1 protein-coding gene is annotated in these 425 nt (G+C 43.3%); it reads left to right on the plus strand.

Annotated elements, in window-relative coordinates:
- Nucleotides 1-425 (plus strand): DEAD/DEAH box helicase (locus HC175_RS19185; RefSeq protein WP_168139756.1); only part of this gene is annotated, 425 nt, incomplete at both ends.

Consider the following 425-nt stretch of genomic DNA (forward strand, 5'->3'; position numbering starts at 1 on the left):
TTATGGAAAACATACAAAACTCAGTCACGCTGTGATCTTTGGTGGTGTTTCACAACATCCCCAGGTACAACAGTTAAAACGTGGGGTCGATATACTTGTGGCTACCCCGGGACGCCTACTTGACCTTATGAACCAGGGTTTCATTAACCTGAAGCAACTACAGATCTTTGTTCTGGATGAGGCAGACAGGATGCTTGATATGGGTTTTATTCACGACGTGAAAAAGGTGATCAAAAGTATTCCGGAGAAGAGGCAAACGCTATTCTTTTCGGCCACTATGCCCGAAGAAATTCAGGAGTTAGCTAAAATGATGCTGAAGAACCCTGTCAAGATCGAGGTTACACCCCCGTCATCAACAGTTGATAAAATTCAGCAACGGGTTTACTTCACGAATAAACCGGACAAAAGAAAACTTTTGCTTCACT

The sequence above is a fragment of the Salinimicrobium oceani genome (genome assembly GCF_012037645.1).